The sequence below is a fragment of the Mycolicibacterium lutetiense genome (assembly GCF_017876775.1).
Lineage (GTDB): Bacteria > Actinomycetota > Actinomycetes > Mycobacteriales > Mycobacteriaceae > Mycobacterium > Mycobacterium lutetiense.
In genome coordinates, this window is sequence record NZ_JAGIOP010000001.1 from 1,471,824 (window position 1) to 1,484,912 (window position 13,089).

Consider the following 13,089-nt stretch of genomic DNA (forward strand, 5'->3'; position numbering starts at 1 on the left):
GGTGCGGTCGGTGGACCGCAGATGGGTACTGTGGCATGGCCATGAAGCTGCGTCCCAGCCGTCCCGTCGGCCAATCCCTCGTGCCGCTCGCCGAACAGGTCCAAGCGGTATCCGCCACCGGAAATCCCCTGCCGGATCTTCGGGTGACAGGAGTGACCCTGCGCGGCCAGGACGCCCGGCCCGGGGACCTGTTCGCCGCGTTGCCGGGGTCGGCGGTGCACGGTGCACGGTATTCGGCCGACGCGGTGGCCGCCGGTGCAGTGGCGGTGCTGACCGATGCTGCCGGCGCCGCTGAGTTGGGCGCGCTCCAGGTGCCGGTTCTGATTCACCCGGACCCTCGTTCGGTGCTCGGTGAGGTGGCGTCCGAGGTGTACGGACGTCCGTCGGAACGTCTGACTGTCATCGGGGTGACCGGAACCTCGGGTAAGACCACCACGACATATCTGGCCGAGGCCGGGCTCCGGGCCGCCGGCCGGGTGGCCGGACTGATCGGCACGGTGGGTGTGCGCATCGCCGGACGCGATCTGCCGAGCGCGCTGACTACGCCCGAGGCGCCGGATCTTCAGGCGTTGTTGGCGGTGATGGTCGAAAGTGGTGTCGACACCGTGGTGATGGAGGTGTCGAGCCACGCGCTGACACTGGGCCGGGTCGACGGGATCGTTTTCGCGCTCGGCGGGTTCACCAACCTGTCGCGCGATCACCTGGATTTCCATCCGACGATGCAGGACTACTTCGAGGCCAAGGCCGGCCTGTTCGATCCGGCGTCGCGCAACCATGCCGCCGCCGCGGTGGTCTGCGTGGACGACGATGCGGGCGTGGCGATGGCCGGCCGGGCCGAGAAGGTGGCGACCGTCAGCGCTGCGGGCGCCCCAGCGGACTGGCAGGTGCGCCGGGTCTCGTCGGTCGGCGTCGGGTCCCAGGAGTTCACCCTCGTCGACCCGGCGGGCGTGGCCCACGAGATTCGGATCGGGCTGACCGGTGCCTACAACGTCGCCAACGCGGCGCTGGCGATCGCACTGCTGGACGGGGCCGGGGTGCCGCCCGAGCAGGCGGCCCCGGGACTGCGGATCGCGAACGTGCCGGGTCGGCTGCAGCCGATCGACCGCGGACAGGAGTTCCTGGCACTGGTCGATTACGCGCACAAGCCGGGCGCCCTGCAGGCGGTACTCGAGACACTCAGAGATTCGGGACCGGGCCGCATCGCGGTGGTGTTCGGGGCCGGTGGCAACCGGGATTCGGGCAAGCGCGCGCCGATGGGTCGGGTCGCGGCCGAATTGGCCGATCTCGTCGTCGTCACCGATGACAATCCCCGCGATGAGGACCCCGCATCGATCCGTGCGGCGATCATGGCCGGGGCCGCTGAAGCGCAGGATGGCGCCGAGGTCGTGGAGGTTGCGGATCGGCGGGCGGCCATCGACCGCGCGGTGGCCTGGGCCGGGCCCGGCGACATCGTGCTGATCGCCGGTAAGGGCCACGAGAGCGGGCAGACCGGTGGCGGTCACACCAGGCCGTTCGATGATCGTGACGAATTGGCGGCGGCGTTGGAGGCACTCACCGAAGGGGAGTCGGGCACGTGATCGAGATGACCATTGCCAGGATCGCCGAGATCGTCGGCGGCGAGTTGGCCGACATCACTGCCGACGAGGCTGCCGCGACGCGCATCACCGGCACCGTGGAATTCGACTCCCGCGCGATCGGCGCCGGTGGATTGTTCCTGGCGCTACCCGGTGCCCGCTCCGACGGCCATGACTTCGCGGCGCGGGCGGTGGCGGCCGGGGCTGTGGCTGTGCTGGCCGCGCGCCCGGTCGGGGTACCCGCGATCATCGTGAAAAAGCCCAGTGTCGCCGACGGGGGCGTCGATGTCTCCTCTGGCGCTTTGGAATTCGATACCGACGGGTCCGGTGCGGCGGTCCTGGCCGCGCTGGCCAAGTTGGCAGCGGCAGTGGCCGCCGAACTGGTCGCCGACGGGCTGACGATCATCGGGGTGACGGGATCCTCGGGCAAGACCTCGACCAAGGATCTGCTGGCGGCGGTGCTGGATCCGCTCGGGCAGGTGATCGCGCCGCCGGGCTCGTTCAACAACGAGCTCGGGCATCCGTGGACCGTGCTGCGCGCCACGCCCGAGACCGACTACCTGATCTTGGAGATGTCGGCCCGGCATCCGGGCAATATCGCCGCTCTGGCCGCCATTGCCCCGCCGCAGATCGCGGTGGTGCTCAATGTGGGCACCGCTCATCTCGGTGAGTTCGGTTCGCGCGAGGCCATTGCCAGTACCAAAGCTGAGTTGCCGCAAGCTGTTCCGGCCTCCGGTGTGGTGATCCTCAACGTCGACGACACCGCGGTGGCGGCGATGGCCGGTAAGACCGAGGCCACGGTGGTGCGGGTCTCGCGGGAGCCCGGCTCCGCGGTCGACGTGTGGGCCGGGCCGGTCACCCTCGACGATCTGGCGCGCCCGCGGTTCGCGCTGCACGCGGGCGGTGGGGAAATCGAGGTGGCGCTGGCGGTGCACGGCGATCACCAGGTCGGCAATGCGTTGTGCGCGGCGGCGGTTGCGCTGCAGTGCGGCGCGAGCCTGGACCAGGTGGCTACCGCGCTGGCGGGCGCGGGCCCGGTCTCGCGGCACCGGATGGCGGTCGGCACCCGTGCCGACGGTGTGACGGTGATCAACGACGCCTACAACGCCAACCCGGATTCGATGCGCGCCGGCCTCAAGGCACTGGCCTGGATGGCCCGCCAGGGTGGTGGCGATGCGGGCGGTGACCTGCACGGAAAGCGGCGCAGCTGGGCAGTGTTGGGTGAAATGGCCGAACTGGGCGACGACGCGATAACCGAGCACGACGCCATCGGACGGTTCGCGGTGCGCTTAGATGTGTCTCGGTTAATCGTCGTCGGAACCGGGAGGACTATGAACGCCATGCACCACGGCGCGGTGATGGAGGGTTCGTGGGGATCTGAGTCCACGATGGTCGATGACGCCGATGCCGCGCTTGCCCTGCTGCAGGCTGAGCTGCAGCCCGGGGACGTGGTGCTGGTGAAGGCATCCAACTCGGTGGGGTTGGGTGCCCTGGCCGACGCGCTGGTTTCGGCAGAAGCTGGATCGCCGTCTCCGATGGCAGAAGAAGTTGGGAACGCCGACCGATGAAGCTCATCCTGATCGCCGTCGGTATCGCGCTGACGGTTTCGATCCTGCTCACCCCGGCGCTGATCCGGTTGTTCACCAAGCGCGGGCTAGGGCACGAGATCCGTGAGGACGGCCCGGCCAGCCACGCCAAGAAGCGCGGCACGCCGTCGATGGGCGGTGTGGCGATCGTGGCCGGTATCTGGGCGGCCTATCTGGGCGCCCATCTGGTCGGGGTGGCGCTGGGCGCTGAGGGACCGTCGGCCTCGGGCCTGCTCGTGCTCGGGCTGGCTACGATGCTCGGTCTGGTCGGCTTCGTCGATGACCTGATCAAGCTGCGGCGCTCGCGCAACCTGGGTCTGAACAAGACCGCCAAGACCGTCGGCCAGCTGACTGCCGCGGTGCTGTTCGGCGTGCTGGCGCTGCAGTTCCGCAACGGCGACGGTCTGACCCCGGGCAGCCCGGAGCTGTCCTATGTCCGCGAGATCGCCACGGTCACGTTGGCGTCGTGGGTGTTTGTGTTGTTCTGCGTCGTGATCGTCAGTGCCTGGTCCAACGCGGTGAACTTCACCGACGGTCTGGACGGGCTGGCGGCGGGCGCGATGGCGATGGTGACCGCGGCCTACGTCCTGATCACGTTCTGGCAGTACCGCAATGCTTGCGCCACGGCTCCGGGCCTGGGTTGTTACAACGTGCGCGACCCGCTGGACCTGGCGATCGTCGCGGCCGCGACCGCGGGCGCGTGTATCGGCTTCCTGTGGTGGAACGCCGCGCCGGCCAAGATCTTCATGGGTGACACCGGTTCGCTGGCGCTGGGCGGCATCATCGCCGGGTTGTCGGTGACCAGCCGCACCGAGATCCTCGCGGTCGTCCTGGGCGCACTGTTCGTGGCCGAGGTGACCTCGGTGGTGGTGCAGATCCTGGCGTTCCGCACCACCGGCCGCCGGGTGTTCCGGATGGCTCCGTTCCATCACCATTTCGAGCTGGTGGGCTGGGCCGAGACGACGGTCATCATCCGGTTCTGGCTGCTGACGGCGATCGCCTGTGGTCTGGGTGTGGCCCTGTTCTACAGCGAGTGGCTCACCGCAGTCGGGGCCTGATGGTGGCGGGCCCATCCGGCGGGCGCGGCGGTGGCGACGATCTCTCCCTGCTGACCCCGGGTGCCCCGGTGTTGGTGACCGGTGCCGGGGTGACCGGACGGGCCGTGCTGGCGGCGCTGGCGCCCCTCGGCGTGGCGGCGACGCTGTGTGATGACAATGTCGATGCCCTGCGCGTCCTCGCCGAGCAGGGCACCGCCGTCATCGACCCGGCCGGGGCCATCGCCGGCATCGCCGACTACGCCCTGGTGGTGACGAGCCCGGGATTCCCGCCCACAGCTGCCGTGTTGGCCGCAGCGGCCGGGGCCGGGGTACCGATCTGGGGCGATGTGGAGCTGGCCTGGCGGTTGGATGCCGCGGGTCGTTACGGTCCGCCTCGGCGCTGGCTGGTGGTCACCGGCACCAATGGCAAGACCACCACCACATCGATGCTGCACGAGATGCTGCTGGCCGATGGGCGTCGAAGCCTGTTGTGCGGCAACATCGGTGACCCGGTGCTGGCTGTTCTGGACCAGCCCGCGGAGTTGCTGGCGGTCGAGCTCTCCAGCTTTCAGTTGCACTGGGCGCCCTCATTGCGCCCGGACGCCGGCGTGGTGCTCAACGTTGCCGAGGACCATCTGGACTGGCACGGTTCGATGGCCGCCTATGCCGCCGACAAGGCTCGCGCGCTGGCCGGCCGGGTGGCCGTGGTGGGTCTCGACGATCCGGTGGCCGCCGGTCTGCTGCCGGCCGCCGGGGCACCGGTTCGGGTCGGCTTCCGGCTGGGTGAACCGGCCGACGGCGAACTCGGCGTGCGTGACGGCACGCTCGTCGACCGCGCGTTCGGCGACGGTGTCGAGTTGGCTGATGCCGCGACGATCGGGGTGGCCGGTCCGGTCGGCGTGCTCGATGCGCTGGCGGCTGCGGCGCTGGCCCGTGCCGTCGGGGTGGCGCCCGATTCGATCGCGAGCGCGTTGGCGTCGTTCCAGGTCGGAAGGCACCGTGCCGAGCTGGTCGGGGAGGCCGACGGGGTGCGCTACGTCGACGATTCCAAGGCCACCAATCCGCATGCTGCGCAGGCCTCGATCACCGCGTTCGACCGCGTGATCTGGATCGCCGGGGGCTTGCTGAAGGGCGCTTCGGTCGACGAGTTGGTGCGTGAGGTGGCGAATCGCCTGGTTGCTGCGGTGCTGATCGGACGGGATCGGCAGATGGTTGCCGATGCGTTATCGCGACACGCCCCGGATGTCCCCGTTGTCGAGGTTGTGACGGGGGAGGATTCTGGGGTGCTTGAGACAAATGAGTCTATTGGTGATCATGTGACTCGTGTGATCGACGTCGGGGACCGCTCGGTCTCCGACGCGGTCATGGCGGCGGTCGTCGATGTCGCCCGCGGGCTGGCCGGCGCGGGTGACACCGTGTTGCTGGCCCCGGCAGGCGCGTCCTTCGATCAGTTCAGCGGCTACGGCCAGCGTGGCGATGCTTTCGCCGGCGCCGTTCGCGCCGCGATCGGGTAACCGAGGTGGCCGGCATCCTGGCCCGGTTGCGCCGCCGTGACGGTGCCGCAACGGGCGACAACTCCGATTCAGCCGCAGCCGGATCATCTGAGGCCGCACCCGCCTCGAAAGCCGCGGCTGGATCGTCCGAGGCTCCACGGACCCGGTTCGGCGCCTGGCTGAGCCGTCCGATGACCTCGTTTCACCTGATCATCGCGGTCACCGCGCTCCTCACCACACTCGGTCTGATCATGGTGCTCTCGGCATCGGGGGTGTATTCGTACGACTTCGACGGGTCGCCCTGGGCGGTGTTCGGCCGCCAGGTGATGTGGACGGGCGTCGGACTGTTTGCGTTCTATGTGGCCCTGCGGATGCCGGTGCGCACCCTGCGCCGGATTGCGTTCCCCGGGTTCGCCTTCACCATCGTGCTGCTGATCCTGGTGCTCATTCCCGGAATCGGCAAGGTGGCCAACGGCTCTCGCGGCTGGTTCGTCGTTGCCGGGTTCTCGATGCAGCCCTCGGAGCTGGCCAAGATCGCCTTCGCCATCTGGGGCGCGCACCTGCTGGCGGCCCGGCGCCTGGAGCGGGCCTCGTTGCGCGAGATGCTGATCCCGCTGGTGCCCGCCGCGGTGATCGCGCTCGCGTTGATCGTCGCCCAGCCCGACCTCGGGCAGACCGTCTCGCTGAGCATCATCCTGCTCGGTCTGCTGTGGTACGCGGGCCTCCCGTTGCGGGTGTTCCTGTCCTCGCTGTTGGCCGCGGTGCTGGCGGCCGGCGTGCTGGCACTGTCGGCGGGCTACCGGTCCGACCGCGTGCAGTCCTGGCTCGACCCGGCGGCCGATTCGCAGGGGATCGGCTACCAATCCCGGCAGGCCCGGTTCGCCCTGGCCAACGGCGGTGTCTTCGGTGACGGCCTGGGCCAGGGGACGGCGAAGTGGAACTACCTGCCCAACGCCCACAACGACTTCATCTTCGCCATCATCGGCGAGGAGCTGGGATTCGTCGGCGCAGTGGGTCTGCTGGCCCTGTTCGGACTGTTCGCCTACACCGGCATGCGCATCGCCCGCCGGTCCGCCGATCCGTTCCTGCGCCTGCTGACGGCCACCACCACACTGTGGGTGGTCGGCCAGATGTTCATCAACGTCGGCTACGTGGTGGGCCTGTTGCCGGTCACCGGGCTGCAGCTGCCGTTGATCTCGGCCGGTGGATCTTCGCAAGCCACAACACTTCTGATGATGGGGCTGATCACCAACGCGGCTCGGCACGAACCGGAGGCCGTGGCGGCGCTGCGGGCCGGGCGTGATGACCGGATGACCCGGCTGCTGCGGCTGCCGTTACCCGAGCCCTATGTCCCCACCCGCCTTGAGACCGCCCGCAACCGGCTGCACGACCGTCGAAAGCCATCCGCACGCGGTGCGGGCAAGCCTGCAGGCAAGACTGGCGCCAAGCCGACGGCCGGTAAGCAACAACGCAGGCCGGCCGGATCCGGAAAAGGCGGGACCAAGCAGGGGCAGGCGGGTGCCCGACGCCGCGCGCCGCATGCCGCCGACCGGCCGGTACGCCGGTCCGGACGCGCCGCTGGTCAGCAGCCGCCCGGGGACGGTAAGTCCCCGGTCCGATATGGTGCAGGCCAGCGGAAACAGGGTCAACGGACCCGGACTTTGGAAGGTCAGCGTTACGGGTGAGTGAGGGTAAGGCGGGGCGCGGGATATCTGGTCCTCGGGGGCAGGAGCGCAGCGACCGGGGGATATCCGTAGTTCTGGCTGGGGGCGGCACGGCGGGTCACGTCGAACCGGCCATGGCGGTGGCCGATGCGCTGCGGGATCTCGACCCGCAGGTTCGGATCACCGCTCTCGGAACGGCCCGCGGTCTGGAGACCCGGCTGGTTCCGCAACGCGGCTATGACCTCGAGCTGATCACTCCGGTGCCGCTGCCGCGCAAGCCGTCGGGAGATCTGGTGCGGTTGCCGCTGCGCGTGCGTACCGCGATTCGCCAGACCCGTTCGGTGCTGGCCGGCGTGGAGGCCGATGTGGTGATCGGGTTCGGTGGCTACGTCGCACTGCCTGCCTACCTCGCGGCGCGTGGCGGCTTCGGCGTGCGCGGCCGTCGGCGCGCTGTCCCGGTGGTGGTCCACGAGGCCAACGCGAGGGCCGGCCTGGCCAACCGGGTCGGTGCGGTGTCGGCTCGCCGGGTGCTCGCGGCGGTGCCCAAACCCGGGCTGCGCAAGGTAGAGGTGGTCGGGGTGCCGGTGCGAGCGGCGATCACGTCGCTGGACCGTGCGGCACTGCGCGCGGAAGCCAGGGAATTTTTCGGATTCGCGCCGGATGCCAAGGTGCTCTTGGTGTTCGGCGGTTCGCAGGGGGCGCAGTCGATCAACCGTGCGGTGGCCTCGGCTGCCGAAGCCCTTGGTGCTGCCGGTGTTTCGGTGCTGCATGCGCACGGGCCGAAGAACACCCTTGATCTGCCGCCGGCTGCGTCGGGGGCACCGCCGTATGTCGCGGTGCCGTATCTGGACCGGATGGACCTGGCCTATGCCGCAGCCGATCTGGCAATCTGCCGGTCCGGGGCAATGACAGTTGCCGAGGTGACCGCCGTCGGACTGCCCGCCGTGTACGTCCCGCTGCCGATCGGCAACGGTGAACAGCGGCTCAACGCCCTGCCGGTGGTTTCGGCCGGTGGCGGCATCGTCGTCGACGATGTGCAGCTCAACGGTGAATTCGTGGCCGATACGGTCGCCGGCCTGATGACCGACGACGCGCGGTTGGCGGGGATGACGGCCGCCGCCTCGCTGTCGGGCCATCCCGATGCCGCTCGGCGGGTGGCGCAGGTCGCCCTGGATATCGCACGTGCTCAACGAAAGAGACTGCAGTGAACGGTAATTCACTTCCGGCTGAACTGCAGCGGGTACACATGGTCGGGATCGGGGGAGCCGGGATGTCGGGCGTGGCCCGGATCCTGCTCGACCGGGGCGGCCAGGTGTCCGGATCCGACGCCAAGGAGTCGCGCGGCGTCGTGGCCTTACGCGCCCGCGGTGCCGAGGTCAGAATCGGTCATGACGCGTCGTCACTGGATCTGTTGCCGGGCGGGCCGACCGCGGTGGTCACCACCCACGCAGCGATCCCCAAGACCAATCCGGAACTGGTCGAGGCCCGGCGCCGCGGAATCCCGGTGATCCTGCGCCCGGTGGTGCTGGCCAAGCTGATGGCCGGCTACACGACACTGATGGTGACGGGGACCCACGGCAAGACCACGACGACGTCGATGCTCATCGTGGCGTTGCAGCACAGCGGATTCGACCCGTCGTTCGCGGTGGGTGGCGAACTGGGCGAGGCGGGCACCAACGCCCATCACGGCAGCGGGACGTGCTTTGTCGCCGAGGCCGACGAGAGTGACGGCTCGCTGCTGGAATACACCCCGAATGTCGCGGTGGTCACCAACATCGAGGCCGACCACCTGGATTTCTTCGGTAGTGAGCAGGCCTACACCGCGGTGTTCTCCGCATTCGTGGATCGCATCGCACCCGGCGGTGCACTCGTGGTCTGCACCGATGACCCGGGGGCTGCTGCGCTCGCCGAACACACTGACTCATTGGGGATCCGGGTGCTGCGCTACGGCAGCACGCCCACCGGCGACCTGGCCGGCACCTTGCTGAGCTGGGAACAGCACGGGACCGGGGCCGTGGCGCATATCCAGCTCGCCGGTGAGCCGCACCCGCGCGCGATCCGGCTCGCGGTGCCCGGCCGACACATGGCGCTCAATGCGCTCGGTGCGCTGCTGGCCGGGATCGAGGCCGGTGCGCCGACCGAAGCCGTGCTCGACGGGCTGGCCGGATTCGAGGGGGTGCGACGGCGGTTCGAGCTGGTCGGATCACTCGGCGGTGTCCGGGTCTTCGATGACTATGCGCACCATCCCACCGAGGTCCGGGCCACCCTGGAGGCCGCCAGGTCGGTCGTCGACCAGACCGGTGGCCGGGTGGTTGTCGCGTTCCAGCCGCACTTGTACTCGCGCACAGCGACGTTCGCGACGGAGTTCGGCGCCGCCCTCAGCGCTGCCGACGAGGTCTTCGTGCTCGACGTGTACGGCGCGCGTGAGCAGCCGCTTCCCGGGATCAGCGGAGCCACGGTCGCCGAGTATGTCAGCGCGCCGGTCACCTACGTGCCCGACTTCTCGGCGGTCGCCGCGGCGGTCGCCGCCTCGGCCCGCGTCGGTGACGTGGTCCTCACCATGGGTGCCGGTGACGTGACCATGCTGGGCAAGGAAATCGTGACCGAGCTCGGAATCAAGGCGAATCGCCATGCGCCGGGCCGTCCCTCGACGGATTCGGCGTGACCGAAACGGGCCCCGGCGGTCCTGACGAGGCGGCCGAGGAACCCGGTCCGGCCGAGTCCGGTGAGTCGCCCGTGGCTGAGTCCGACGAGCCCGCGGCTGGATCTGGCGAGGCAGCGGGTGAGTCCGGCGAGCCCGCGGCCGGTTCTGATGTGCGGGACGCCGACTTCGAAGGACCCCGCCGACGCGCCCGGCGCGAGCGCGAGGAACGCCGGGTGGCGCGGGACCGGGCGGTGGCGATCGAGCATGCCCGCCGTGAGGCCAAGCGCAAGGTCAACGGGCAGCCCTCAGACGCGCCGAACACGTTGGCCCGCGGCACTATTCGCGGTCTGAAGGTGCTGTTGTGGTCCGCATTGGCCAGTGTGGTGGCGGTGGCATTAGGTCTGGTTCTGTACTTCACGCCGGCGATGTCGGCGCGCAATGTGCTGGTCAGCGGCGCGGCCGCAGTGCCGCAGGAGCAGGTGCTGGCGACCGCGGCGGTAGCGCCGGGCACGCCGCTGTTGCAGATCGACACGGACGCGGTCGCCGAGCGGGTGGCCATGATCCGGCGGGTCGCCACCGCCCGGGTGCAGCGTGAGTATCCGTCGACCCTGCGGATCACGGTGGTCGAGCGGGTGCCGGTGGTGGTCAAGGACTATCCCGATGGTCCGCATCTGTTCGACCGCGACGGAGTCGATTTCGCCACCGAACCGCCGCCGCCGACGTTGCCGTATCTGGACGCCGACCATCCGGGCCCGGCTGATCCGGCCACCAAGGCTGCGCTCGAGGTGATGTCGGCACTGCCGCCGGATGTGATCGCACAGGTGGGCCGGATCGCGGCCCCGTCGGTGGCCTCGATTGCGTTGACGCTGACCGACGGTCGGGTCGTGGTGTGGGGGACCAACGATCGGACCGAGGAGAAGGCGCTGAAGCTGGCCGCCCTACTGACCCAACCGGGGCATACGTACGACGTGTCGAGCCCAGATCTACCGACTGTCAAGTAGTTCGAGGCAAAATTGCCGCGCGGCGCGTCGGCGCGCCTGCCGCGATCACCGGCGTCGGCCCCCTACCGTTCTGTTTGCGCGGGACTACTTGACATAACTCTAAGCCTATGGTTGAGGTTGAGAGTTTGCAGGACAAGGGTTCCGCGGCCATCAACACCCAACCTGGGAGGAAGACGATCCATGACCCCCCCGCATAACTACCTCGCGGTAATCAAGGTGGTTGGTATCGGCGGCGGCGGTGTCAACGCCGTCAACCGGATGATCGAACAGGGCCTCAAGGGCGTCGAGTTCATCGCCATCAATACCGACGCACAGGCACTGCTGATGAGCGACGCCGACGTCAAGCTCGACGTCGGCCGCGACTCGACCCGTGGACTCGGCGCAGGTGCGGACCCCGAAGTGGGCCGCAAGGCTGCCGAGGACGCCAAGGACGACATCGAGGAGCTGCTCCGCGGCGCCGACATGGTGTTCGTCACCGCCGGTGAGGGCGGCGGCACCGGAACTGGTGGCGCACCCGTCGTCGCGTCGATCGCGCGCAAGCTCGGTGCACTCACCGTCGGCGTCGTCACCCGGCCGTTCTCCTTCGAGGGCAAGCGCCGAAGCAACCAGGCCGAGAACGGTATTCAGTCTCTGCGTGAGAGCTGCGACACCCTCATCGTGATTCCCAACGACCGGCTGCTGCAGATGGGTGACGCCGCAGTCTCGTTGATGGACGCGTTCCGCAGCGCTGACGAGGTCCTGCTCAACGGCGTCCAGGGCATCACCGATCTGATCACCACGCCCGGTCTGATCAACGTCGACTTCGCCGACGTCAAGGGAGTGATGAGCGGCGCGGGTACGGCGCTGATGGGCATCGGCTCGGCCCGCGGCGACGGCCGGGCGCTCAAGGCCGCCGAGATCGCGATCAACTCGCCGCTGCTGGAAGCTTCGATGGAAGGCGCGCAGGGCGTGCTGCTGTCGGTGGCCGGCGGCAGTGACCTCGGCCTGTTCGAGATCAACGAGGCTGCCTCGCTGGTGCAGGACGCGGCCCATCCCGAGGCCAACATCATCTTCGGCACGGTGATCGACGACTCGCTCGGTGACGAGGTGCGGGTCACCGTGATCGCGGCGGGCTTCGACATGGCCGGGCCGAGTCGCAAGCCGGTGGTCAGCCCGAGCGCAGCGCAGACCCAGCCGATCGCATCGGCCCGCTCCGGCAAGGTGACCACGTCACTGTTCGAACCGACGGATGCGGTGAGCGTCCCGGCACACACCAATGGCGCCACCGTCAGCGTCGGTGGCGACGGAGACGGCGGGATCGCCGACGACGATGTCGACGTGCCGCCGTTCATGAGGCACTGAGCGGGGCCCGGCAGCGGGTTCGGAAACCGGGATTGTGACTGTTCGTATTCGGCGGGTGACCACCACCCGCGCCGGCGGTGTCTCGGCACCCCCCTTCGATTCGTTCAACCTCGGCGACCATGTCGGCGACAATCCGGCGGCCGTGGCCCAGAACCGGCGTCGCCTGGCGGCTGCCGTCGGAGCCGACGCGCTGGTGTGGATGAATCAGGTGCACAGTGATCACGTCGTCACGGTGGACGGGCCGCGCGACACTCCGGTCGATAACACCGACGCATTGGTGACGACGACACCGCGTTTGGCATTGGTCGTGGTGACCGCCGATTGCGTGCCGATATTAATGGGCGACGCCCGCGCAGGAGTGATCGCTGCTGTCCACGCCGGACGGGTCGGTGCACAGAACGGCATCGTGGCGAGGACCGTGGAGGCGATGCTGGCCGCCGGCGCGCATGCCGGGGATATCTCGGTGCTGCTCGGCCCCGCGGTCAGCGGAGCCAATTACGAGGTACCCGAAGTGATGGCGGCCGAGGTGGAGGCTGCCCTGCCGGGTGCTCGCACGACCACCTCGCGTGGTACGCCCGGGTTGGACCTGCGGGCCGGAATCTCCCGGCAGTTAAAGAGTTTGGGTATCGCCTCGATCGACGTGGACCCGCGGTGCACCGTCGCCGACCGTGCGCTGTTCAGTCATCGCCGGGATGCGCCGACCGGACGCCTGGCGAGTGTGGTGTGGATGGAGCTGGGCCGCCGATGAC

Annotated in this window: 10 protein-coding genes; all 10 read left to right on the plus strand. The window is 69.2% G+C overall.

From position 1 onward, the window contains the following. Positions 1–35: 35 nt before the first annotated feature. The 10 genes from JOF57_RS07045 (at position 36) to pgeF (ending at position 13,088) form a co-directional block, all read left to right on the plus strand. Positions 36–1,577 carry a UDP-N-acetylmuramoyl-L-alanyl-D-glutamate--2,6-diaminopimelate ligase gene (locus JOF57_RS07045; RefSeq protein WP_209915249.1) on the plus strand — a complete coding sequence of 514 codons (1,542 nt, stop codon included), beginning with the start codon at positions 36–38 and terminating at the stop codon, positions 1,575–1,577. Then, entirely contained in the window at positions 1,574–3,142 is a 1,569-nt protein-coding gene (locus tag JOF57_RS07050; RefSeq protein ID WP_209915251.1) for a UDP-N-acetylmuramoyl-tripeptide--D-alanyl-D-alanine ligase, read from the plus strand. Before JOF57_RS07045 ends, JOF57_RS07050 begins: the two co-directional genes overlap by 4 nt. Then, entirely contained in the window at positions 3,139–4,218 is a 1,080-nt protein-coding gene (gene mraY / locus JOF57_RS07055) for a phospho-N-acetylmuramoyl-pentapeptide-transferase (protein WP_209915252.1), read from the plus strand. Before JOF57_RS07050 ends, mraY begins: the two co-directional genes overlap by 4 nt. Continuing rightward, positions 4,218–5,711, plus strand: a complete 1,494-nt coding sequence (murD, locus tag JOF57_RS07060; RefSeq protein ID WP_209915899.1) for a UDP-N-acetylmuramoyl-L-alanine--D-glutamate ligase — start codon at positions 4,218–4,220, stop codon at positions 5,709–5,711. The genes mraY and murD overlap by 1 nt, the downstream gene beginning before the upstream one ends. Before the next feature lie 5 nt (positions 5,712–5,716). Next, positions 5,717–7,375 carry a putative lipid II flippase FtsW gene (gene ftsW / locus JOF57_RS07065; RefSeq protein WP_209915255.1) on the plus strand — a complete coding sequence of 553 codons (1,659 nt, stop codon included), beginning with the start codon at positions 5,717–5,719 and terminating at the stop codon, positions 7,373–7,375. Positions 7,376–7,398: 23 nt separating this feature from the next. After that, on the plus strand, positions 7,399–8,562 hold the full coding sequence (gene murG, locus JOF57_RS07070; RefSeq protein ID WP_209915902.1) for an undecaprenyldiphospho-muramoylpentapeptide beta-N-acetylglucosaminyltransferase: 1,164 nt from the start codon (positions 7,399–7,401) through the stop codon (positions 8,560–8,562). Further along, positions 8,559–10,019 carry a UDP-N-acetylmuramate--L-alanine ligase gene (gene murC, locus JOF57_RS07075; protein WP_209915257.1) on the plus strand — a complete coding sequence of 487 codons (1,461 nt, stop codon included), beginning with the start codon at positions 8,559–8,561 and terminating at the stop codon, positions 10,017–10,019. Before murG ends, murC begins: the two co-directional genes overlap by 4 nt. Then, positions 10,016–10,999, plus strand: a complete 984-nt coding sequence (locus JOF57_RS07080) for a cell division protein FtsQ/DivIB (RefSeq protein WP_209915259.1) — start codon at positions 10,016–10,018, stop codon at positions 10,997–10,999. Before murC ends, JOF57_RS07080 begins: the two co-directional genes overlap by 4 nt. Before the next feature lie 180 nt (positions 11,000–11,179). After that, a complete protein-coding gene (gene ftsZ / locus JOF57_RS07085; protein ID WP_209915261.1) occupies positions 11,180–12,340 on the plus strand; it encodes a cell division protein FtsZ in 1,161 nt (386 codons plus the stop codon). A gap of 34 nt (positions 12,341–12,374) precedes the next feature. Continuing rightward, positions 12,375–13,088, plus strand: coding sequence for a peptidoglycan editing factor PgeF (gene pgeF, locus JOF57_RS07090; protein ID WP_209915263.1), 714 nt, complete (start codon positions 12,375–12,377; stop codon positions 13,086–13,088). The last annotated feature ends 1 nt before the right edge of the window (position 13,089 follow it).

Coding starts and splice junctions, on each gene's coding strand:
- JOF57_RS07045 (WP_209915249.1), top strand. CDS start 36: ATGGCCATGAAGCTGCGTCCCAGCCGTCCCGTCGGCCAATCCCTCGTG.
- mraY (WP_209915252.1), top strand. CDS start 3,139: ATGAAGCTCATCCTGATCGCCGTCGGTATCGCGCTGACGGTTTCGATC.
- murD (WP_209915899.1), top strand. CDS start 4,218: ATGGTGGCGGGCCCATCCGGCGGGCGCGGCGGTGGCGACGATCTCTCC.
- ftsZ (WP_209915261.1), top strand. CDS start 11,180: ATGACCCCCCCGCATAACTACCTCGCGGTAATCAAGGTGGTTGGTATC.